Origin of the sequence: Desulfonatronum zhilinae (genome assembly GCF_900182865.1) — a bacterium.
In the GTDB taxonomy this organism is placed as follows: domain Bacteria; phylum Desulfobacterota; class Desulfovibrionia; order Desulfovibrionales; family Desulfonatronaceae; genus Desulfonatronum; species Desulfonatronum lacustre.
This window is the reverse complement of record NZ_FXUJ01000018.1, coordinates 1-20,579: the sequence shown is the minus strand read 5'-3', so window position 1 is coordinate 20,579 and position 20,579 is coordinate 1. Positions and strand designations below refer to the sequence as shown.

15 protein-coding genes are annotated in these 20,579 nt (G+C 61.9%); 5 read left to right on the top strand and 10 right to left on the bottom strand.

Going from position 1 to position 20,579, the window contains the following annotated elements; all coding sequences use genetic code 11:
• Positions 1–128: 128 nt before the first annotated feature.
• Positions 129–779 (top strand): 3D domain-containing protein, encoded by a 651-nt coding sequence (locus AC559A_RS13875; RefSeq protein WP_156932831.1) that lies wholly within the window; start codon positions 129–131, stop codon positions 777–779.
• Between the two features lie 9 nt (positions 780–788).
• On the opposite strand, the gene AC559A_RS13870 is transcribed toward AC559A_RS13875, so the two are convergent.
• The 10 genes from AC559A_RS13870 to AC559A_RS13825 form a co-directional block, all read right to left on the bottom strand.
• The gene (locus AC559A_RS13870; RefSeq protein ID WP_498818363.1) at positions 789–1,739 is read right to left on the bottom strand and encodes a histone deacetylase family protein; all 951 of its coding nucleotides are present in this window, start codon (positions 1,737–1,739) and stop codon (positions 789–791) included.
• A gap of 32 nt (positions 1,740–1,771) precedes the next feature.
• Positions 1,772–2,281: a 5-(carboxyamino)imidazole ribonucleotide mutase gene (purE, locus tag AC559A_RS13865; protein ID WP_028571139.1), complete on the bottom strand. Its 510-nt coding sequence runs from the start codon at positions 2,279–2,281 to the stop codon at positions 1,772–1,774.
• 164 nt (positions 2,282–2,445) lie between these two features.
• Entirely contained in the window at positions 2,446–2,709 is a 264-nt protein-coding gene (locus AC559A_RS13860; RefSeq protein WP_498818362.1) for a type II toxin-antitoxin system RelE family toxin, read from the bottom strand.
• Complete coding sequence (locus AC559A_RS13855; RefSeq protein WP_028571140.1) at positions 2,706–2,960, bottom strand: type II toxin-antitoxin system Phd/YefM family antitoxin; 255 nt, start codon at positions 2,958–2,960, stop codon at positions 2,706–2,708. Before AC559A_RS13855 ends, AC559A_RS13860 begins: the two co-directional genes overlap by 4 nt.
• 130 nt (positions 2,961–3,090) lie before the next feature.
• The gene (locus tag AC559A_RS13850) at positions 3,091–5,463 is read right to left on the bottom strand and encodes an FAD-dependent oxidoreductase (RefSeq protein ID WP_498818361.1); all 2,373 of its coding nucleotides are present in this window, start codon (positions 5,461–5,463) and stop codon (positions 3,091–3,093) included.
• A complete protein-coding gene (locus AC559A_RS13845; protein ID WP_498818360.1) occupies positions 5,460–5,918 on the bottom strand; it encodes a four helix bundle protein in 459 nt (152 codons plus the stop codon). The genes AC559A_RS13850 and AC559A_RS13845 overlap by 4 nt, the downstream gene beginning before the upstream one ends.
• Positions 5,919–5,982: 64 nt before the next feature.
• The gene (locus AC559A_RS13840) at positions 5,983–7,656 is read right to left on the bottom strand and encodes a glutamate synthase-related protein (protein WP_028571142.1); all 1,674 of its coding nucleotides are present in this window, start codon (positions 7,654–7,656) and stop codon (positions 5,983–5,985) included.
• On the bottom strand, positions 7,620–8,750 hold the full coding sequence (locus tag AC559A_RS13835; protein ID WP_498818359.1) for a class II glutamine amidotransferase domain-containing protein: 1,131 nt from the start codon (positions 8,748–8,750) through the stop codon (positions 7,620–7,622). The genes AC559A_RS13840 and AC559A_RS13835 overlap by 37 nt, the downstream gene beginning before the upstream one ends.
• 499 nt (positions 8,751–9,249) lie before the next feature.
• The gene (locus AC559A_RS13830) at positions 9,250–11,199 is read right to left on the bottom strand and encodes a DNA topoisomerase (RefSeq protein WP_498818358.1); all 1,950 of its coding nucleotides are present in this window, start codon (positions 11,197–11,199) and stop codon (positions 9,250–9,252) included.
• Positions 11,200–11,221: 22 nt separating this feature from the next.
• Entirely contained in the window at positions 11,222–12,751 is a 1,530-nt protein-coding gene (locus tag AC559A_RS13825) for a GNAT family N-acetyltransferase (RefSeq protein ID WP_498818357.1), read from the bottom strand.
• Between the two features lie 414 nt (positions 12,752–13,165).
• Here AC559A_RS13825 and AC559A_RS13820 point away from each other — a divergent pair, with 414 nt between their 5' ends.
• From AC559A_RS13820 to AC559A_RS13805, 4 genes are all read left to right on the top strand, one after another.
• The gene (locus tag AC559A_RS13820) at positions 13,166–14,491 is read left to right on the top strand and encodes a DEAD/DEAH box helicase (RefSeq protein ID WP_498818356.1); all 1,326 of its coding nucleotides are present in this window, start codon (positions 13,166–13,168) and stop codon (positions 14,489–14,491) included.
• A gap of 423 nt (positions 14,492–14,914) precedes the next feature.
• Positions 14,915–18,202: a response regulator gene (locus AC559A_RS13815; RefSeq protein WP_498818355.1), complete on the top strand. Its 3,288-nt coding sequence runs from the start codon at positions 14,915–14,917 to the stop codon at positions 18,200–18,202.
• A gap of 96 nt (positions 18,203–18,298) precedes the next feature.
• A complete protein-coding gene (locus tag AC559A_RS13810; protein WP_498818354.1) occupies positions 18,299–19,441 on the top strand; it encodes a site-2 protease family protein in 1,143 nt (380 codons plus the stop codon).
• A 163-nt stretch (positions 19,442–19,604) separates the two neighbouring features.
• Positions 19,605–20,339: a hypothetical protein gene (locus AC559A_RS13805; protein WP_498818353.1), complete on the top strand. Its 735-nt coding sequence runs from the start codon at positions 19,605–19,607 to the stop codon at positions 20,337–20,339.
• Positions 20,340–20,579: the final 240 nt, after the last annotated feature.

Sequence of the window (20,579 nt, the reverse complement as noted above, 5' to 3'; positions counted from 1 at the left end):
TCAACATTGCGAAGGTGCAATCATCCGGTTACGAACAGATTTCCCTCGAAAACACCCTTCCTCTCACTCCATTGCTCCGGACAATCCCGATCCGCACCGGAGCGTGTCCACTCCATGAGGAGATGATCATGCGCTACGCTCTGCCCCTCATTATTGTTCTGGCCCTGATGAACCTTTACCACGTGCTCAAACCCGTGGACGGGGTCGGCGGGCAGCCGGCGGTCCTGACCAAGGAGTACCGGTTCAGCCTGGAGAAGGACCTCGAACTGCTCAAGGCCCAGGACGAAATCCTGATCCTCAAGATGCTCCTCAACGGCTACCGGGAGAACAAGGGAAACCGGGAAAAAGAGCTGGGCAAGCTTCTTGAGGAAAATTTCGTACTTAAACAGATGATCAACGGCTATCGGGACGCCAACACCCATCGATTACGCCTGACCGCGTACACGGCCCGGCCCGAGGAATGCAACGACGACGTGGACAACACCGCGATCATGCAGACTCCGGTTTCCGGCTGGACCGTGGCCGTCTCCCGTGACTTGAAGGGCTGGCTGGGCAAACGGGTCTATATCGAGGGCTTCGGTGTCCGCCTGGTCAACGACCTGATGAACGCTCGCTACACCAACGCCATCGACGTCCTGGTGGCGGACGTGCCCACGGCCAAACGGATCGGCGTCAGAAAAAACGTCCTGGTAACCCTGGTGGAGCCGCTGGCAACGGACGTCACGGACCTGGATCGGGAATTGGTGGCCTTGTTCAGCAAAGGCTCGCGTATGGAATGACGGCGATTGTCAGGCAGTCAAAGCGCGGACGTGCACCAGCGCGGCGAGGGCCATGGAGTGGAGGTCGTAGCCGCCTTCCAGCAGGGAGACGATGCGTCCCTGAGCGCCGTTTTTGTCGGCGATGTCCCGGACAATGGCGGTCAGCTCAGTGAAGTCTTCAGGGTGCAGGCGGAATCCACCCAGCGGGTCGGCCTCCAGGGCGTCGAAGCCGGCGGAGATCAGCACCAGTTCCGGCTGGAAATCACGGGCCGCGGGCAGGAGGCGTTCCAGGAACGCCTCGCGGATCGGAGCAAGGCCGGTGCCGTACGGGAAGGGGCAGTTGATGGTGAAGCCCTCTCCGGCGCCGTCGCCGGTTTCGTGGGCCGCGCCGGAGTAGGGGTACCAGTTGCTTTGATGGGTGCTGAAGAACAGGACGGACGGGTCGTCGTAGAAGATTTCCTGGGTGCCGTTGCCGTGATGCACGTCCCAGTCCACGATCAGGATCCGCTCCAGCCCATGGGCGATCTGGGCGTGACGGGCGGCCAGGGCCACGTTGTTGAAGAGGCAGAAGCCCATGCCTTGCTTGGGGCGGGCGTGGTGGCCCGGGGGGCGGACCACGCAGAAGACGCTCTTTACGTCTCCCTGGAGCACCGCGTCCACGGCGGTCATAGCTCCCCCGGCGGCATGCACCGCCGCGTCCCAGGAACCGGGGCCGACGTTGGTGTCTGGAAATCCCAGGCTGCGACGGCCTTCCTGGATGCGTCGCCGAACCAGTTCAATATATCCGGGGCCGTGGCAAGAGGCGAGTTCCTTCTCCGTCGCCGGCCGAGGGCGCAACCGCGGAAGTCCCGCGGTTTCCCGATCCTCTTCCAGGGCGCGGACCAGGGCCGTGTAGCGCATCGCGCTCTCCGGATGCCCGGCCCCGGCGTCGTGGACCGCGAAAACCGGGGCGTACAGCAGGGCCGTGGTCATGGACCGCATGGAAGCTCGTTTCTCATGTCGTCGCGACGCGATCAGCCCGTGCTGCCGGGATGCCGGGTCCGCAGATCAGCCGCGGCCTTTTCCACGCCGTCGATCATCTTCCGCCGATTCGCGTGCAGCTTTTCAGCCAGTTCCGGATCATCCAGAGCCAGAATCTGGGCGGCCAGCCAGGCGGCGTTGCGCGCCCCGGCGCTGTCCAGGGCCACGGTGCCCACGGGAAAGCCGGGAGGCATCTGGACCGTGGCCAGCAGCGCGTCCAGTCCGCCCAGGGACGAGGCGGTCAAGGGCACGCCGAGCACGGGACGGGTGGTTTTCGCGGCCACGGCCCCGGCCAAGTGAGCGGCCATGCCCGCCGCGCAGATGAACACCTTGCAGCCCTGATCCTCCAGCTCCCGAACCAGCCGCTGCACCCGCTCCGGGGTGCGGTGGGCCGAAGCCACGGTGAACAAATGCGGGATGCCCAGCGAACCGAGCACTTCGGCGCAGGGGGCCATCTTGTCTTCATCCGAGATGCTGCCCATGAAAATGGCGACTTTGGTCATATCAAGGCTCCTTTCGTATTTTTTGGGGGGAGGTGAAAGAAAAACCGCGTTGCCGCATCCGATAAAAATACCGACGAACGTTCCGCCGAGCATTTATCCAGATCCGATCAACACGGTCTAGAATACGTGAATCCTTTTCGTTCGTCCAATATATGAGGAGCGTCTCAGAGTCCTCGATACACTTCACGGCGATGTCCAACAGCGACGATCAGGACGACAAGCTCGCTGTTTCGAAGTTGATAAACGATCCGGTACCGTCCATGCCGGACCCGATAAAGGTTATCCTGGGCGGACAACTTTTTGGCTGCGGGAGGGATTGGGATTTCGGCCAGTTGATCGATTATCGGTGTGAGTTCGAGTTGGACGTTTCGAGGAAGCTTTGCAAACTGACGAGCTGCTCCAGGGCGAAAATGGACGGTGAAGTTCATTGTCCCAGGCTGAGTTGCTTCTTGAGTTCGCCCCAAGGCACGTCCTCGCCCGCTTCCGCGAGAACGTTTCGGGCCTGCCCCACATCCAGACGGTCTTCCAGCAACTCAAGAAGCTCCAGGTCCTCCAGCGGAACCATCGCGGCTATTCTTTTTCCATGCCGGGTGAGGACGACGCGTTCCTTGGCATAGCTCGTCCGGTTCAACAGATCCGCGAAGTGATCTCTTGCCTGCGCGGTGGTAAGTGTTTCCATCGGTCCATTCCTGCCTTTTTTTGTACAAAAAGTACAAGTGAGCCGTGATCTGGTCAAGCCCACCCGAACACGTTCAGTAAACAGCTTGTCCGGGCGGGCATTCAGCTCCCGCGGAAGAGATCGTGAGGAATCAACCCATAGGGGTATTCTCGACCAAAGCCCAGACTCCGCACGGGCAGCATTTCCCGCAGAAGCCGCAGCCGATGCATTTGTCCGGGTTGGAGACGCGTTCGTATTTGCCGTTGCCCAGGTTTTTTCGCTCGATGGCCGCGGTGGGGCAGACCGCGTCGCACAGGCCGCAGTCCATGCATGAGCCGCAGGAGGAGCACTGGGAGGCGCAGTGCTCCATGTCGTTGTATTCGGTGATCCGGGGGTCGTAGTATTCCAGGGTCATCCGGGAGTAGTCGATGCGCTCCGAGGTTTCGCTGTACTCGATGGAATAGTCCTTGAGCCAGCCAGAATCCACCTGGGGGCGCTTGCCCGAAGCCATTTCGTCGATGGTTCTGGCCGCCTTGCGTCCCGCGCCGATGGCGTCGGTGAGCAGGCCGGGTTTGACGATGTCGCCGATGGCGAAGACCTGGGGGTCGGAGGTCTGGCCCATTTCGTTGACCAGCACGAAGCCGCGGTCCACGGCGATGGTCTCGGGCAGAAAGCCCAGGTCCGGCAGGTCGCCGATGGAGATGACCACGGTGTCCGCGGGGATGACTTCGCCGGTGGTCAGCAGCACGCCCTCCGGGGTGATCTCCTTGGTGAAGCAGGGATACCGGAAGACCGCTCCGGCCCGTTCGGCCTCCTTGCGCTCCTCGCCGAAGGAGGCCGGTTCCTGGATGTCGATCAGGGTGATCTCCTCCGCGCCCAGGCGGTGGGCCACGGTGGCCACGTCGCAGCCCACGTTGCCCGCCCCGATGATCACGAGGCGTTTGCCCACGGGCTGGTTGTCCAGCTTGGCGTTCTTGAGAAAGGTCAGGGCCGGGATGATCCGCTCGGAACCGGGAATGGGAATGGTCCGGGGCTTCTGCGCGCCGGTGGCGATGACCACGTAGTCGAAGTCCGCCTTGAGCTGGTCGAACTCTTTGTGGGTCAGGTTCTGTTGGAGATGCACGTGGGGCAGAACCTTGCGCACCCGTTCGATCTCCGCCTCCAGAACCTCCTTGGGAATGCGCTGCTCGGGAATGGCCGTGGCCATCTTCCCGCCCAAGACTTTTTCCAGGTCGTAGACCCAGGTGTCGTGACCCTTGAGTCGGAGCTGCCAGGCCACGGAAATCCCGCCCGGGCCGCCGCCGATGACAGCCACCCGTGCGCCGCCGAGGTCCGGGAGCTTTGGGGGCTTGGAGGATACCCCCTTTCTGCCCAGCGGAGTGATGTCCACGGGCTGGAGGTTGCCGGCCACGCCCTTGGTGCAGCCCTGCATGCACAGATGGGGACAGAGATACCCGCAGATGGAGGCCGGAAAAGGGGTGAAAGCCAGGGCCACGTCCACGGCCTCGTCCACCTTGCCCTCGCGGATCAGCCGCCAGCGCTCCTGGACCGGCATGCCCGTGGGGCAGGCGGACTGGCAGGGGGCCAGGTACTTGCGGTGCTCCCAGACCGGAACGTAGCGGCGCAGATCCCCGGTGGTGATCAGGGGGACGGGACTCCGGTCCAGGTCGGTCAGGTCGCCGATCATTCCGCCCCGGCCCAGTTCCTTGTCCCAGACGTCGCGATGAAACTGGGCCATGGAGCGGCGCTTGGCCCCGACCTTTTCCATGGGCGTGCGCACGGCGATGCACTGCCATTCTTCGCGCACCGTGAGCTTTTTGAGCAACCGTTTGCGTTTGATTCTGCCCAGGAACAGTTCCATATTTTCGGTCAGCCAAGTCCATTCCTCGTCGGAAATGGGGATCAGCTTGGCGTCGGCCTGGCTGTAGCCGTGGATCGGGCCGCGAAAGAAGATCTTCCCTCCGACCATGCCCACGCAGGGCCGGTAGCCCAGGACGTTGTGCGGATCCTGGGGCTCGTGGCCGCAGATCACCGCGACGCCGCCGGCCATGAACTCGGCGAAATAGTCCCCGGCCGAGCCCAGGACCCAGAGTTCCGGATGGGCGAACCGGGGGTTGTACTTGGTCATTGTCATGCCCCGAGAGCCGATGTTCCCGGCCACCCAGACCTTGCCCTGGGCCATGGCGTTGCAGGCCCCGTTGGTGGCGTAGCCGTGGACCACGATTTCCGCCCCGGCGTTGAGCCAGCCGATGTCGTCCGAGGCCGGACCGTGAATCTCGATGGTCGTACCCGGCGAGCCCATGGAGCCGGTGCGCTGTCCCGGAGAGCCGGTGATCTGAACGGTGACCGGCTTGTCCTGGGGCTGAAAGATCCGTCCGCCGATGCCGTGCTGGCCGAACGCGGCGATTTCCAGATTACACGCCCCGCCGCGCACCGCCTCCTGGATGCGCTCCTCCAGAATCCGGGAAGACACCCGACCAGCTTCGTCCTTGCCGGCGATGTGAACTGTTTTTGCCTTGCTCATTGCTCTGCCTCTTCAGGTTTGTTTTCTCTGGAATCGCCATCGAAATCGTGATCGAAATCGAAATCGACTTCATCATATCCATGGCCCGCCAGGTCTTCCTTTACGCAATACCCTCTTCCGCCTAATCCACTGAGCATTTGGGCCATGCGGTCCAGCTCAACCTTCCGTGCACGGCTTTCGCTATCAGCAAGCGCTTTCCCGATCACCAGAACATCCTGGATCGCTGCGCATTCCAGGGCTGATCCGCGGGCGATTTCAAAGTATCGCCTGCGGTCGGCCTCAGCCGTCTTGCCGTTTCCTTCGGCAATATTCAGCGGTATGGATTGGCTGGCTCGAAGCCATTGATCGCGCGCTGTCCGGTAGATTCCGCTCAGATTGGCGGCCTTCTCGAATCCCCATGCCACATAGCTTATCGAGAGGCGATATACGTCGAGTTTTTCGTGTCCGATGGCCATATTTTTCGATTTCGATTGCGATTTCGATTTGGATTTCGATAAAAGCCAGGTAAAGGCGGCATCGCTAAACCACGTACTTGATCTGCAGCCGTTCCGCCGCGGCCCGGTCCGCGATGCCCAGGGCGTCGGACATGCCGATGGGCAGGGAGGTGGAGCGGCCCAGGGGGGCGACGATCTTTTTTAGTTCCGTGTCAAAGCCCACGTACACGTCCACCACCCGTTCGGCCACCTGTTCCGGGTCTAAACGCCGATACAGGCGCGGGTCCTGGGAGGTGATGCCCTTGGGGCAGCGGCCGATGTTGCAGATGTTGCAGCGGTCGCCCTCGGAGCCCAGGCAGCCGGCCGCGGCCTGCATGATGTACTTGCCGATCTGGACCGCGCTGGCCCCGAGCATGATCAGGGCCGCGGCATTGGCCGCCAGGTTGCCGTTCTTGCCCGTGCCGCCGCCGGCGATGATCGGCAGCTCGTTCTGTTTGCCCAGTTTGACCAGGTTCAGATAGCAGTCCCGCAGATTGGAGGCGATGGGGTGGCCCATGTGGTTCATGGACACGTTGTAGGCCGCGCCGGTGCCGCCGTCCTCGCCGTCGATGGCCAAGCCCGCGGCGTAAGGATTGCGGGTCAGGTTGTTCAGTACGGCCAGGGACGTGCTGGAGGCCGAGATCTTCGGATAGACCGGCACCCTGAAGCCCCAGGCCATGCTCATGGACTGGATCATCTTGGCCACGGCCTCTTCGATGGAGTACTTGGTCTGATGGGTGGGCGGACTGGGCAGGCTGACCCCCGGCGGTACGCCGCGGATGGCGGCGATGAGCTGGTTGACCTTGTGCCACTGGAGCAGGCCGCCGTCGCCGGGCTTGGCACCCTGGCCGTACTTGATCTCCACGGCGCAGGGGTCTTCCTTCATGTGCGGGATGGCGTGAACGATCTCGTCCCAGCCGAAGTAGCCGCTGGCGATCTGCAAAATCACGTACTTCAAGAACCGGGAGCGGAGCAGCCGGGGCGGACAGCCGCCCTCTCCCGTACACATCCGCACGGGCATGCCCAGTTCCTCGTTCAGGTAGGCCACGCCCATCTGCAATCCCTCCCACATGTTCGGGGAGAGCGCGCCAAAGCTCATGGAGCCGATCATCAGCGGATAGATTTCCCGTACCGGCGGCATCCAGCCATTCTCCCGCCGGGTCTTGAGGGCCTCGGCCGGGGGCAGGATGCGTCCGATCAGGGTGCGCAGCTCGAACTCGTGGCGGCCGGCATCCAGGGCCGGGTCGGTGAGCATGGAAATGCGCATGAACTTGATCTGATCCAGAACGCTGTCTCCGGCATTGCGCCGACCGCCCCGGGTTCTGGGCTGCCCCCCCCGGTCGCGGTGGAAGCGGAGCAGGTCCGTGGATTCGGACTTGTGGGGCTTGATGGCGTTGTTCGGGCAGACCATGTTGCACATGGCGCAGCCGATGCAGGCATAGGCCGGGTCCGTGCGCTGGCGGATACCGTAGTAGATATTGGAGGTGGACGAGGGCTTGTCCTGCTGACCAGAGGGCTTGTCAGGCGTCCGCTTGTCCAGCAGGCCCAGGGGCGGGGTGAAGATGGTCCGCTTGCGGAACGTCCCGAACTCGATGGCGTTCACTGGGCAGACCGCGGTACACCGCCCGCACAGGGTGCAGGTCTGGATGTCCCAGTCGATCTGCCAGGGCAGATCCCGCTGGCTTAGTGTTGACGGGGTAACGGCTGTGTTTGCCGGCATATTCGTACCTCCTGACAGTCCGGCGAAACAATGGCCGTGTCAAGGTGCATGGGTTGAAAATCCTTGGACTTGTCGCGATCCGGAATGGCCGCGTCCAGGCCGCAGGCCTCGGAGGAAAAGGCGTACAGTCCGGGCCGTCCGCCGACGATTCCGGGCCGTAATTTCTTGCGGTCCTGGACCATGAACATGGTCTTGTCCGGCAAACAGCCGATCACGCAGTTCGGGCCGTCGATGATCAGTCGGCGGCAGGCCTGTTTCATGGTGTGCAGAAAGTCCCGGTCCGGATGGGCTTCCAGGTCGTCATCCTGGAGCGGGGTGATCACGTGCTTGTAGGCTTCCAGGCTCAGTCCGAGACCTTTCAGGGTGAAGTGCAGGATATGGGTGAAGACCTCGGAATCGGACTGGTATCCTTCATATCCCGGCACGCCCTGGCTGCCCAGGTACTCCTTGATGGGCACGAAGGCCGTGTTCTCTCCGTTGGTCATGGTGGAGACGCCCTGGATGAAAAAGGGGTGGCAGGCGTAGAGATTGATCCCGTAGTTGGTGTTCTGCCGGCCCTGGGCCAGAATCCGTCCGGCATACACCTCTTCCCGGTCCAGCCCCAGATAGGCCCCGATCTCCATGGGATCGCCGACCTCCTTGATCATCAGCACGTCCGGCCAGAAGCTGAAGACAACGATGTCTTCCTCGGCCTGGCCCATGTGGCGCAAAGCCAGGCGGGTCTTGGTCAGTTCCTGTTCGCGCACGGCCGGGGCCAGATCGGCCCAGGCCGAGGGCGGTTCAAAGACCTGGGACAGATAGATATCCCGTTTCGGGGTGCCCGGTGGCGGGGATTCCTTGGCCTCCAGGGTCAGGCGGTATCCGGGCGTGAAGCCCTGGCTGGACATGAATTCTTCCATCCGGCGCAGACCCGCATGGGTGAAGATGCCGGAAAGGATGGGCAGGTGCTTGCAGTCCTGGAAGGGACCGGCCAGGTCGGTCAGAAACAGACCGATTCCCGAACCGTCATGACCTTCCTTCATCACGTCCAGCGCCTCGATGGCCCGCATCGGGGAGATGGGGACGGAGCTGGTCAGGGAGAACAATCGGCACATGGATTCTACTCGTGGGGCAAGAGGGGGAGAGATGGGCATCCGGATCGCGGTCCGGATGCGGACCTGGGTTCAAAAAAATGACAATTTTTTTCAATTTGCTCTAAAATGACAACCAATTTTTTATTGATGATACAAAAATGTAGCTTCAGGGAGACGAATAAATGGCAAAGCGGCCATCTGTCAACGCTCCACAACCAAAAAAAACACGCACTACCGCATTTTCAGAGTACAAGACCAAGTCGCCTCAGGCATGCTCGACGAACTTTAATCCGCGTGGATACTAGCCTGAGAGGACGTAAAAACGAATTCTTTTCGCGGTCGGAAATGACGACTTGCCATTTTTGAAAGGTGTGTAATGAATGCGCAAGACCATGGCAAGGGATTTGGGCCATGGATTGGGAGGGCGGTGAAGCAGGTCGGTTACGGGGAAGGTTTGATCGGCGAGAGGAGTGCGGGGGGGAGATTCAAGGGCTGGGCCGGTTGTTCCGGCCTTCTGTCCCTATGGGCCCGTCTCCCGTGGACCGTCCGGCCGAGGGACGCGAGGGCGATTGGGTTGGCGGGACATGATCTTGATGCCTTCGGAGGTGAACTGTTTGATTCGGGCGATGAATTCCCGGGGATCGTCCCGGCCCTGGGCGATGTCCTCCAGGGCTTTTTCCCAGACATGGGTGATCTTGGCCGAGGTGAGATGGGGGACGGTGGATTCCACGAAGTCGATCAGGGTGATCCCGGTGTCCGTGGCGATGAGGCGCTTCTTGTCCCGGCGGACGTAGCCGCGCTCCACCAGCAGTTCGATGATCGCGGCCCGGGTGGAGGGTCGGCCGATGCCCACGGCCGGGGCGGGACGGGATTGGTCCTCCAGGCCCATGAGGGAGTTCAGCGCGGTTTCGCGATCAGATCCCGGCTCGGCGCCGTTTTCCGCACTTGTCGGGTTGTCGCCCGCTTGCGAGCCTGAAGTATCGAAATCCCCCCGCTCCATGGCCGCCAGGAGGGTTTTTTCCGTGAAATGGGATGGGGGCTTGGTCTTGCTGGCCTTGACCTCGGTGGCGTCCACATGGATTGGGCTGCCTTGCTCCAGGGCCGGGAGGACCACGTCGTCGCCCTTGCGCCAGGGCTCGGCCACCAGCCAGCCGGAATCCAGGAAGACCTTGCCAGCGGCCTGGAGCTTTTGCCCATCCACGTCCAGAAGCATTTTCGTGTTGCGGACCCCGGCTGCGGGCAGGAATGCGGCGATGAGCCGTCGGGCCACCAGGTCGTAGATCTGTTTCAGGCGCTGATCCATGCCCGAGGAGGGCGTCTTGCCCGTGGGCAGAATGGCGTAGTGGTCCGTGACCTTGGCGTCGTTGACGCAGGCAAAGGATGCTCCGGACTTCAGGCGCTCCAGGGCCAGGTCGGTCAGGGGCTTGTAGCCTTTGGGCAGGGCGGCCAGGCGCTGGGGCATTTCCTTGAAGATTTCCTGGGTGATGTACCGGCTGTCCGTACGCGGGTAGGTGATCACCTTTTCCGCTTCGTAGAGCTTCTGGGCCATGTCCAGGGTCTGTTTGGCCGAAAAGCCGTACTTGGCGTTGGCCTCTTTCTGCAGCGCGGTCAGGTCGTAGAGCAGGGGCGCGGCGATGGTCACGTCCTTCTGCTCCAGGGTCGCGACCACTCCGTCCAGGCCGTTCACCTTGGCGGCCTGGTCCTGGGCCTCCCGCTTGGTCTTGAACCGGTCCGCGGCAAAGTCCGGCGGGGCCAGAACCTGGGCCGGAAAGGGCTCGCCCTGGGGAAACTGCGGGGAAGAGAGCGTAGCCGTGCAGGTAAAGAAGGGCTCGGAGACAAAGGCGTCAATGGCCTTGCGCCGATGGACCAACAGGGCCAGGACCGGGGTCTGGACCCGGCCGATGCTGAATTTGTCCCCGCCCTTGATGGTGTAGGCCCGGGAAAAGTTCATGCCCACCAGCCAGTCGGACTCCGAGCGGGCCCGGGCCGAGGCGGCCAGGTTGTCGAAGCGCCCCCCGGGTTGCAGTTCGGCGAAGGCCTTGCGGATCCCGGCGTCGGTATTGTCCAGAATCCACAAGCGGCGGAAAGGTTTGGCGCACCCCAGGTAATCGTAGAGGTGGCGAAAGATCAGCTCGCCTTCCCGGCCCGCGTCCGTGGCCACGATGATTTCGCCCACGTCCTCCCGGGCCAGCAGGCCGCGCAGGATTTCAACCTGCCGGGCGGTGTTCGGCAATTCCTTGAGCAGGAAGCGCTCCGGAAACATGGGCAGCGTGGCGAAGGACCATTTCAGCCAGGCCGGGTTCTGCTCGCCGGGAAAGGCGTAGCCCAGCAGATGGCCGATCATCCAGGACACCACGTAGCGGTCGTCCTCCAGAAAGGCCGCGGAACGGGCCTTGGCCGGGGCGATTTTGAGCACCCGGGCCAAATCCCGCCCGGCCGAGGGCTTTTCAGCCAGGATCAGGGTTTTCATCGGAATTGTCGCGGATCGTGGTTCAATGCCCGATCCACTTCAGCCGGTACAGGTCCCGCCGTCGGCTCTTCATGTTTCGCACGCTGCCCTGGCGGCGCAGTTCCTTGAGCAGGTCCAGGTCCACATCCGTGATCAGAGTGGTTTCCGTGTTCGGGGTGGTTTCCGCGGCAATGGCGTCGTGGGGAAAGGCGAAGTCCGAGGGGGTGAAGATGGCGGACTGGGAGTACTGGATGCCCATGGTTTCCACCTTGGGAATGTTGCCCACGCTGCCGGAGATGACCACGTAGCATTCGTTCTCGATGGCCCGGGCCTGGGCGCAAAGGCGCACCCGCAGATAGGCGTTCTTGGTGTCCGTCCAGAAGGGAACCAGGAGGATGTTCGCGCCGCGCTCCACCAGCAGCCGGGCCAGTTCCGGGAATTCGATGTCGTAGCAGATCAGGATGCCGATCCGGCCGATGTCCGTATCAAAGGTCTTCAGCGCCTCACCCCCGGTCAGGCCCCAGGAGCGATTTTCCTCGGGCGTGATGTGCAGCTTGTATTGGGCGTCCCAGGTTCCGTCCCGGCGGCAGAGAAAGGAGACGTTGTACAGTTTGTGGTCCCGGTACTCCGGCACCGAGCCGCTGACGATGTTGATGTTGTAGGCCAGGGCCAGGCGCATCAGCTCCTCGCGCAGCACCTCGGTGTACTCGCCCAGCCGACGCATGGCCTCGGGCGGACTCTCGTCCTCGTACTGGGCGATCAGCGGGGCGTTGAACAGTTCCGGAAACAGGACCAGGTCCGTGCCGTAGTCTGAAACCGTGTCCACGAAGAACTCCACCTGCTGCTGGAAATCGTCGAAGGACGCGAAGCGGCGCATCTGCCACTGGACCGCGCCCAGCCGGACCACGGTCTTGCGTCCGCCGATGAGTCGGGTCTTGGCCTCGTAATAGATGTTGTTCCATTCCAGGAGCACCGCATTGCCCTCGGACTGGTGATCCGTAGGGTAGTAGTTCTTGAGCAGCCGCTTGATGTGGAAGTCGTTGGAGAGTTGGAAGGACAGCACCGGATCGTAGATTTCCTTGCGCTTGACCCGGTTGATGTATTCCTGGGGGGTGATTTCGTCCTTGAACTTGCGGTATCCCGGAATTCGCCCGCCGACGATGATCCCCCGCACATTCAGCTTTTCGCAGAGTTCCTTGCGGGCGTCGTACAGTCTGCGGCCCAGACGCATGCCCTGGTATTCGGGATCGACGATGATCTCGATGCCGTAGAGGTAGTCCCCCTCGGGTTCGTGGTTGGACAGGGTTCCGTCGCCCACCACCTGCATGTAGGTGTGCTTGCCGACATAGTCCGCGTAGTCGATCATCATGGTCAGGGCCACGGCCACGGCCCGGCCCTTGTCCTCAATGCAGATCTGTCCTTCGGGAAACCGGTGGATCATGGCCTCGATCTGGGATTTTTCCCAGGGAGTGTCCACAGTTCGGTAGACCCGCTGCATCATGGCCCGGACATCGGCGTAGTCCTCGGCGTGCAGGTTGCGCAGGTTCAGTTTGTGGGAGACGGTTTTTGACATGGTGATAGCACGTTCTCTATTTAAAATGGTTTGTCGCGGGGTGTCGGGGTCGGGAGTGAGCGGTTTTTGGTTGGACCGAAAGGGTTCCGCCTGTGCTTCCTTACAAAAGGAGCGCGGGCCGGGCAAGGGGAGCGGATTGCCTCGGTTTCACGATTCGAATGCGTCGAGTTGGCGCAACGCTTACAGCCGTGCCGCTTTACTTTCCCCGGAAAGTGGATATTGTCCGGCCTTGCTCTTGCGTGATTGGAATTGAGCATCTTCTTTCGTCGCCTCCATCGGCCCCCTCTCGCCGGTCAGAGTCCAGCCCGAACGAATTCTCGAGCCCAGAGCTTTCCCCTACCTCGCCGAAGTTTCGGCACGCAGTCCGTATCACGCCGTTTTGCGGATTTTCATCTCTTTTATTTTGGAGTTATTGTGAATTTTGAAGCCTTTGCGCTGGATAAGCGCATCATGGTCGGCGTTTCTCGCGCCGGATACCAGGTCCCGACCCCCATCCAGATCCAGGCCATTCCGCCGTTGCTGGAAGGGCGGGACGTTCTCGGTTTGGCCCAGACCGGCACGGGCAAGACCGCTGCTTTTGCCTTGCCTATTTTACAGAAACTGCTCGCTCTGGATGTTCCCAAACAGGGACCGGTCCGGGTTTTGGTCCTGGCCCCGACCAGGGAACTGGCCGTGCAGATCCACGAAAACTTCGTGGAATTGGGCGCTGAAACCGGGATGCGCTGCGCCGCGGTCTTCGGCGGAGTGAACCAGAACCCCCAGGTCAAGAGTCTGAGCCGGGCGACCATCGTCACGGCGTGCCCTGGTCGTTTGCTGGACCTGATGAACCAGAAGCTGGTGGATCTGTCCAAGGTGGACACCCTGGTTCTGGACGAGGCGGATCGGATGCTGGACATGGGCTTTGCTCCGGACATTCGGCGCATCGTTTCCCGGTTGCCCGGCAAGCGCCAGACCATGCTTTTTTCCGCGACCATGCCCGACGAGATCCGGAAGTTGACCCGTGAGTATCTGCGCGATCCGGTGGAGGTGAAGGCCGAGATCACGGATCGCAAGGCGTCCATCTCCCATGCGTTTTATCCCGTTCCGGGCCATCTCAAGGCCGGGCTGCTGGAAGAACTGCTGCGGTCCACGGACCACGAAACCATGCTGGTCTTTACCCGGACCAAGCACCGGGCCAAGTCCCTGGCCAGAAAGCTGGAAGGCAAGGGCTGGGCCGCCACGTTCCTGCAGGGCAACATGTCCCAGAACCGGCGCCAGGAGGCCATGATCGGCCTGCGCACCGGCAAGTACACGATCATGGTGGCCACGGATATCGCCTCCCGGGGCATCGACTGCGAACGGATCACCCACGTGATCAACTTCGACATGCCGGACACCACCGAAAGCTATACCCATCGCATCGGCCGCACCGGTCGAGCCCAGCGCACCGGGGAGGCCCTGTCCCTGGTCACCCGTGAGGACGACGAGCAGGTCCGGGCCATCGAGCGCAAGTTCGGCGGCAAGATTGAACGCCGAACCCTGGAAGGCTTCGACTACGCCGCACCCGGCAGCGTGGAGCCGGAACGGGACCGGGACGGCGACCGTTCCCGCCAAGGCCGATCGTTTCACGGTCGGTCCGGTACGTCGCGAGGGATGTCTCAGGGCCAGTCCCAGGGTCAGTCCCAGGGTCGGTCCCAGGGCCAGTCCCAGGGCCAGTCCCGGGGCCGGTCCCGAGCTGGGGCTGAAAGCCGGGCTCGATAGATTCCGTCGCGAATTCTGAACCAAAAGGCCCCGGAGTGATCCGGGGCCTTTTTGTTTTCGTCTCCAGAATCGGAACGTTCGGGGCGGCTTGTATCCGGGCCGGCGGGCCTGGGCCATTTTGTTCTCTGGCAAATATCCATAATTTCGGAGTGGAAGATTGCAGGGGGGGCAAGGAGAACCTCCAAGGGGGGGCCGGCAATCATCGAAATCGCTGTCGAAATCGGAATGTTGCCAGAAATCGATTTCGGTCACGATTTCGATTTCGATACCGATCCAGAGTGCCCGTGATTCGATAACAAAAATGCCCTGGTCGGCGGGTCTGGGCTGGTTGTCATTTGCAGACCGTCGCGGTAGGCATTCGAGTGCGACGATATCTTTTATCAGCCGGTGGAGGCGGGGGGGATGATGGGTGGGAGATGCACCGTGCCGCGAGGGATCGCGGTTTTTGATCCGATTCGCGGAGGCGTGAAAGGCCTCGCCAAAAGGCTTGTCTGGCTGGGACTCGCCCTGAGCCTGCTTTTGGGGGGCATTCCTGGAAGCGCGGGCATCGCTCGGGCGGAACAGGGCTCGCCGCGCACTTTCGGCTATGAAATGTTCGACCGACACGGTTCGGTCATGCTGCTGATCGAGCCGGAGTCCGGGGTGATCATCGACGCCAACCGGGCGGCTGCGGATTTCTACGGGTATCCCCGCGCCCTGCTCCGGACCATGACCATCCAGGACATCAACGCCTCATCTCCCGAGGAAGTCCGCCAGGAGCGGGAGGCAGCGGCCCGGCAGGACCGCAACTACTTCGTCTTCGAGCATCGCCTGGCCGACGGCCGGATCCGGACGGTGGAGGTGACCTCCTGGCCCATCAAGTTCGGCGACGCCACGGTCCTGTTCTCCATCATCCAGGACGTCACCGACAGGGCCGAACTGGCCGCGGCCATGGAGCGGCGGACGAAGCATTTCTTCTGGTCCCTGGGATTGGGCATTTGCGTCCTTCTGGGCATCATCGCCGTCCTCGTCCACGTCCTGAGACGGCGCAAACAGGCCGTTCTGGCCCTGGACGCCCAGGCCCGCTTCCTGCACACGATCATCAATTCCCTGAGTTATCCCTTTTACGTCATCAACGCGGAGACCTACGCCATCGAACTGGCCAACCGGGCCGCGCTGCCCGACGGCATGCCGCCGGAGGGACTGACCTGTCATCGCTTGACCCACCAGGTGGATCATCCCTGCCACGGCCTGGAGGAGCAATGTCCGATGCGGATCGTCAAGCAAACCGGGAAGCCGACGATCGTTGAACATACCCATCGCGACCAGCAAGGCGTCAAGCGCATCGTCGACGTCCACGCCTACCCGATCTTCAACGAGGCCGGAGAGGTGGTCCAGGTGATTGAATACTCCCTGGACGTCACGGACCGGCGCAAGATCGAGGAAGCGTTGCAGCAGGCCAATGCGCGGCTCGAGGAGGCCATGGGGCAGGCCAAGCGCATGGCCATGGCGGCGCAGGCGGCCAACGTGGCCAAGAGTCAGTTTCTGGCGAACATGAGCCACGAGATCAGGACGCCCATGAACGGCGTGATCGGCATGACCGGCCTGCTCCTGGACATGAATCTCACGGAGGAGCAACGCGGCTACGCGGAGATCATCCGGACCAGCGGCGAAAGCCTGTTGTCGCTGATCAACGACATTCTGGACTTTTCCAAGATCGAGGCGGACAGGCTGGACCTGGAAGAGGTGGATTTCGATCTGCGGGCCGCGGTGGAGGATACGATCCAGGTCCTGGCCCACAAGGCGCACGAAAAGGGTTTGGAACTGGTCTTGCGGATCGACGCCGAGACGCCCACCCTGCTGCGCGGCGATCCCGGCCGATTGCGGCAGGTTCTGTTGAACCTGTGCGGCAACGCCATCAAATTCACCGCCGTCGGCGAAGTGGTGACCGAAGTCGCCCTGGAGCGGACCACGGAAGACGGCGTCCTGATCCGGTTTACGGTGCGGGACACGGGCATCGGTATTCCAGAAGAAAAACTCGCCGAGATTTTTGATCCTTTTCATCAGGTGGACGCCTCGGTTTCCCGCAATTTCGGCGGGACCGGCCTGGGGCTGACCATCTCCAAGCGGCTGGTGGAGATGATGGGCGGCAGCCTGGGCGTTGAGAGCACGGAAGGCCAGGGCTCCACGTTCCGGTTTACGGCGTCCTTGGGTCGGCAGGAGCGGGAGGCCGACGCGGCTCAACCGTCCTTGTTCGGCGACATGCGGGATGTTCGGGCACTGATCGTGGACGACAACGCGACCAACCGGCTGGTGTTTCGGGAGCAGCTCAGCCGGTGGGGGTTGCGCTGCGATGAGGCCGAGGGGGCGGAAGAGGCGTTGGCGGCCTTGCGCCAGGCTCACGCCGGGGGCGATCCGTTTCGGGTCGCCCTGCTGGACATGCAAATGCCGAAAATGGACGGCGCGAACCTGGGCATGGCCATCAAGGCGGACCCGGGCCTGCGCGACACCGTGCTGATCATGCTGACCTCGTTGGGGGTCTATGGCGACGCTCGGCGCATGGATGAGATCGGCTTTGCCGCGTACCTGCACAAGCCGGTCAGGCAGTCGCAGCTTTTCGACTGCCTGCAGACGGTGCTCACCGGCCCTGAATCGGGACGCCCGCTCCAGCCTGCCCGGCCCTTTGATCCCGAAGCCGGGCTGGCCATGGAGACGGATCGTCGGCGACGGGCGCGAATCCTCTTGGCCGAGGACAATCCGGTCAATCAGATGGTCGCCGTGAAGATCCTGGAACGGCTCGGATACAAGCCGGACGTCGTCGCCAACGGTCGGGAAGTGCTCGAAACCCTGGAGAGCCGGAGCTATGACCTGGTCCTCATGGATGTCCAGATGCCGGTCATGGACGGGCTGGAGGCCGCGCGGGAGATCCGTCGTCGGGAGACGGAAAGAGATGCTGGAATGCTGGAATACGAGGATGCCGGAATTGAGAAGTCGGGAAGAGGCGCTGATACTTCAGCCTCTACAGAGCAGTCAGCGCAACAACCCGTCTTGGACAATACTCCCCCATCCTCTCCCAATACTGCATTCCAGCATTCCAGCATTCCAGAATCTCAGGAGACGAGAATCCCGATCATCGCCCTGACCGCCCACGCGATGCAGGGAGACCGGGAACGATGCCTTCAGGCCGGGATGAACGACTACCTGAGCAAGCCGTTGCAGCCGGTGGATCTGCTCCAGATGCTGCGCAAGTGGCTGAAGCGCGATGACGACGAAACGTCGGGCCGGGCATCGACGCCTGTGCCGGATACCGCGCCGCCAGACGCTGATTCAGACGATCCGGGCGTTTTGGAGGACTTCGGCGCTGTTCAGACGGACCGCTCGGCGTCCGTTCCGGTGTTCGACAGGGCGAACCTCATGGAGCGCATCGGCGACGATGAGCAGGTCGCCAGGCAGCTGGCGGCATTGCTTCTTACGGATGTGCCTCGGCACCTGGATGAACTGGAGACGGCTCTTGGCGACAAAAATTCGACCACGGTCCGGGAAATCGCCCACACGGTCAAAGGCATCGCCTTGAACTCCGGGTGCCTGGCCTTGGGGGGGGTGGCCAAGGAAGTCGAAGACGCCGCGACCCGGGGCGATCTTGGACGGCCCGGCGAATTGATGCCCGAGTTATGGAAGGAATTCGATCGGCTTCGGGAAGTTCTGCGGGAAGAATTCGGAGAAACGGCCTAACGGCCCGGAAGGACCGGGGTGCGCGGTTTGTAGGGATACGGCGCGCCGTGCTCCTACGTTTTCGAGGCCGCGGGCTCTGAAAGGGAGGAGGACCGCATGTTTGGAAAGAGTTTCAAGCTGTTTGAGGCGTTCGGCTTTGAATTCAAGGTGGACCCGAGCTGGATCGTCATCGCGGTGCTGGTGACCTGGTCCCTGGCCGTGGGCTTTTTTCCGCACGTGCTGGAGGGCCTGGAACCGCTGGATTACTGGAAATTGGCGCTGATCGGCGCTTTTGGCCTGTTTTTCTCCGTCCTGTTCCATGAATTCTGGCATTCCTGGGTGGCCCGGAAATACGGAGTGGAAATCCGGGGCATCACCCTGTTCATCTTCGGCGGCGTGGCCGAGATGACCCAGGAGCCCAAGACCCCGCAAAGCGAGTTCTGGATCGCCATCGCCGGCCCGCTGGCCAGCCTGTTTTTGGCCCTGAGCTTTTATCTGATTTACGACTCCGGCATCCGCTTCGGCATGGGCGAGGCCCTGAACAGCGTGTTCATGTACTTGGCCCTGGTCAATCTGATTCTGGCGATTTTCAACCTGATCCCGGCCTTTCCCATGGACGGGGGCCGGATTCTGCGGGCCGCGCTCTGGAAGTTCAAGAAGGATCAACTCTGGGCCACCCGGGTCGCGACCAACTTCGGCATGACCTTCGGCCTGGTCCTGATCGGGCTCGGTCTGCTGAACGTGCTTACAGGCAACCTGGTCGGCGGCTTGTGGTACTGCCTGATCGGCTTTTTCATCCGCTTCGCGGCTCGGAATTCCTATCAGCGCATGGCCGTGAAGCAGGCCCTGGCCGGAGAGCGGGTCAGGGCCTTGATGAAGCCGCCGCTGACCGTTACCGGCGCCATCACCTTGCAGGAGTTGGTGGAGGACTATGTGTATCGTTATCATCACAAGTTCTACCCTGTCCGGGACCAACACGGCGTCCACGGATGCATCACCACCCGGCAGGTCGGGGAGGTGTCCCGGGAAAAATGGCCGACGACCCAGGTCCGGGAGGTCATGAATCGCTGCTCCCTGGTCAACACCGTAGCCCCGGAAGAGGACGTGGTGGACGTGCTCCAGAAGATGAACGCCGCGGGCTTGAGCCGGATGATGGTCATGGAAGGGCAAAATCTGGTGGGGATCATCTCCCTGAAGGACATCCTGGGCTATCTCACCGCCAGGATGGAGTTGCAGGGCGAGCAAGGACTCGGGGAGTAACAGTCCGCTGAAAAACTCCCAATTGCCGCGTCGCTAAAAAAAGTTCAAACTCTCACGTATCAGGACATACGCTTCGACCTTGAGCTTTTTTTGCTCCTTGCACTTGGGGTTTTTGAGCGGACTGTTGAAGAACGACTTTTTTGATACGCGGATGGATGTGGTTATGGAAAGAACATGGCTGGTCGGATTTTCAAGGGAGCACGCCGGGGTGATGCGCGCCGCCCTGACTCTGGGACTGGAGTTGTGCGACCTGAAGATCGATTTTGTTTGTGAAATGTTTTCAGCGCGGCACGGGGGCAATGTCGAGGGCGAAAGCAGGATGGCCGAGCGCTTCGACCGCAAGCCGGAAGATCCAGCGTGCCTGGCCTTGCGGGAAGCCTTCACCCGCCTGGTTCAGGCAACCGCTTCCGCACCGGCGAGCGCCGAGGAAATCGAAGACCTCGCGACCTGCCTCGAAAAAATCCAGGCCGCGCCCGTTGACGCCGAAAACCGGGCCTCGGCAACGTTTTCCACCGCCGAACTGTCCAGCCTGCGGACAGCCTGTGAACTCTACGCTAGGCTGGCCATCGGGCAGGGTTGGGCCGTGGCCGGTTACCTGGGCTGTCCCGAGGACGCCGCCCAGGCGGCCCAGGCCTTTGACCAACGCTTCAGGGAAATCTTCTTCCCCGAACTGCGGGGCGACGCCTACTACGGAATCAACAGCCAACTGGTCCACGACAACGCAAGGGTGGCCTGGGACGTCCTGCAGGTGGTCCGCCGACACCTGGCCTTCCACGCCCTGGGCAAGGTCGTCGGCCGGGACAAGCGAGACGTCCAAACCATGGAAGGCCCGGATTTCGACGACCCCATGCAGCGGTCGCGCCTGGAATTGATCCGCTGTGTCCCGGAAAATCCGTAGTTATTCAGATTATCACCGCGGCGTCATCGAGCCGAACCCGGCGAACATATCCGTGATGCTCTTGAGCAACGCGCCGTAGCCGGGCAGGAGCTTGGTTCCTATCTCTTCCAGCGTCATGCGGAAGCTGTTCACCATTGTTTGCTGGCACTAGTGTCCCAACATTGTCATTGCCAAGACATGTATTTGTTTGAAATTAATGGATTAATAGGAGTTTTTGCCATGTAACGACTTGAAAGGCTT

Coding starts and splice junctions, on each gene's coding strand:
- AC559A_RS13875 (WP_156932831.1), top strand. CDS start 129: ATGCGCTACGCTCTGCCCCTCATTATTGTTCTGGCCCTGATGAACCTT.
- AC559A_RS13870 (WP_498818363.1), bottom strand. CDS start 1,739: ATGCGGTCCATGACCACGGCCCTGCTGTACGCCCCGGTTTTCGCGGTC.
- purE (WP_028571139.1), bottom strand. CDS start 2,281: ATGACCAAAGTCGCCATTTTCATGGGCAGCATCTCGGATGAAGACAAG.
- AC559A_RS13860 (WP_498818362.1), bottom strand. CDS start 2,709: ATGAACTTCACCGTCCATTTTCGCCCTGGAGCAGCTCGTCAGTTTGCA.
- AC559A_RS13855 (WP_028571140.1), bottom strand. CDS start 2,960: ATGGAAACACTTACCACCGCGCAGGCAAGAGATCACTTCGCGGATCTG.
- AC559A_RS13850 (WP_498818361.1), bottom strand. CDS start 5,463: ATGAGCAAGGCAAAAACAGTTCACATCGCCGGCAAGGACGAAGCTGGT.
- AC559A_RS13845 (WP_498818360.1), bottom strand. CDS start 5,918: ATGGCCATCGGACACGAAAAACTCGACGTATATCGCCTCTCGATAAGC.
- AC559A_RS13840 (WP_028571142.1), bottom strand. CDS start 7,656: ATGCCGGCAAACACAGCCGTTACCCCGTCAACACTAAGCCAGCGGGAT.
- AC559A_RS13835 (WP_498818359.1), bottom strand. CDS start 8,750: ATGTGCCGATTGTTCTCCCTGACCAGCTCCGTCCCCATCTCCCCGATG.
- AC559A_RS13830 (WP_498818358.1), bottom strand. CDS start 11,199: ATGAAAACCCTGATCCTGGCTGAAAAGCCCTCGGCCGGGCGGGATTTG.
- AC559A_RS13825 (WP_498818357.1), bottom strand. CDS start 12,751: ATGTCAAAAACCGTCTCCCACAAACTGAACCTGCGCAACCTGCACGCC.
- AC559A_RS13810 (WP_498818354.1), top strand. CDS start 18,299: ATGTTTGGAAAGAGTTTCAAGCTGTTTGAGGCGTTCGGCTTTGAATTC.
- AC559A_RS13805 (WP_498818353.1), top strand. CDS start 19,605: ATGGAAAGAACATGGCTGGTCGGATTTTCAAGGGAGCACGCCGGGGTG.